Origin of the sequence: Streptomyces polyasparticus (assembly GCF_014493765.1) — a bacterium.
Lineage (GTDB): Bacteria > Actinomycetota > Actinomycetes > Streptomycetales > Streptomycetaceae > Streptomyces > Streptomyces polyasparticus.
This window is the reverse complement of the sequence record NZ_JACTVJ010000090.1, coordinates 1-1491: the sequence shown is the minus strand read 5'-3', so window position 1 is coordinate 1491 and position 1491 is coordinate 1. Positions and strand designations below refer to the sequence as shown.

1 protein-coding gene is annotated in these 1491 nt (G+C 42.5%); it reads right to left on the bottom strand.

Annotated features, from left to right (window positions below):
* A partial coding sequence (locus tag H9Y04_RS49020; protein WP_187820135.1) for a glycoside hydrolase family 32 protein occupies positions 1-1427 on the bottom strand: 1427 nt, incomplete at its 3' end.
* Positions 1428-1491 lie beyond the last annotated feature (64 nt).

Genomic DNA, 1491 nt, shown 5'->3' with positions numbered 1-1491 from the left:
ATGGCATCACTAGAAGACTCAATCTCAAGATACTCAAGTCCCTCAGTACCAGGAATGAAAAATGTGTTGGTCAAGGTCGCGATACCATCGTTCAAAAAGACCTCAATCAAATTTCCATCAATCACTCCAAACATTTTATAAACAGGCAAATCATTTTGGTGTTTCCAAGGTTCGACATAAGCCGAAGTTTTGTCGGTGAAGAAAGGATTCTCTTTTAATCCGCTAGTATTTCCACGATCCACGAAAAATTGACCAGCTGTGGGATCAAATCCTGCCCTAATGGACTCACCATTTTGACCAGAAATCACCTGTAGTTGACCAGTTTGGTTCTTCAGCAGATCAACACTAAAAGTGATATCAAACAGAAAAGTACCGGTGGAATTCTTGTGGATTTTTACGGCTTGTTCATCTTGACCAGTAATATTCCGTTTTGAAATTTTATTTGCAGCCACCACACTTTCGCCAAAAATTGGTTTTTGAAGTAACGACAAAACCTTGGTTTCCGGGTTCATGTTTCGAGATGCTAATGTCATTTGACGTGCCAATGTCATGGAACTTCTCCACTCTTTTGTAGGTGCAAGATTTGCATACTGCCAATTGGAAGCCCATGCCAAGCCAACAACACCCAGTTCTTTGGGAGCATTATCAAATGTTTGAAAAGCATAGAAATCCTTGCCGTAATCCATAAGTCTGGCTTGGGAGTCGTCTGGTACAAACTCAAATCCGTCAAATGAGCCAATGAAATACTGGTTGGACGAACCACCCAAAGGCAGCCCTGGGTTGATTGCAATGAACATAACCCATTTCAGCTCATCAGTCCCTTCAACAGGAACCTCAATGAGTCCAGGACACTCATATTGAAACCCAAAGAGTCCTCCAGTAAAATTGGAGTGCAAGCTCCAGTTCGTCAAGTCGATCGAGCCATAAATTTGAATCTTAAATTGCTGACTCAAAGCTATCACCATGATCCACTGGTTAGTTGGCTCGTGCCAGAACACTTTGGGGTCTCTAAAGTTGATGTTATCAACATCCAAAACCGGATTATGTTCATACTTTTCAAAAGTGTACCCTCCATCAAGCGAGTACGCAACATGTTGAGTTTGAGAACCTTCGGTATTGTACGTATAAATTGCTACCACTCTTTGTCTGGGGTCAATTGAGTCGTTGAAAAAACCAGAAGTGTTATTATGGTCAACCACAATGTTTCCAGAAAAGATTCCATCTTCGTCACGATCGGGTCCAATAGTCGCACCATAATCCTTCCAGGTCGACAAGTCTTTGGAAGTTGCATGGCCCCAGTACAAAGGTGTTCCCCATACTGTGTCGTTGGGATTGTACTGGTAGTACAAGTGCCAGAGTTCATTTTTGGAATCGTAGAATTGTCCATTCGGATCATTCATCCAGCCGTGGCTTGGCGTGAATGCCATCAAGGGTCTACTTGATTCCACGTTCATAACGAAGGTGAGGAAAATTAAGGCAAGAAAAGCTCTC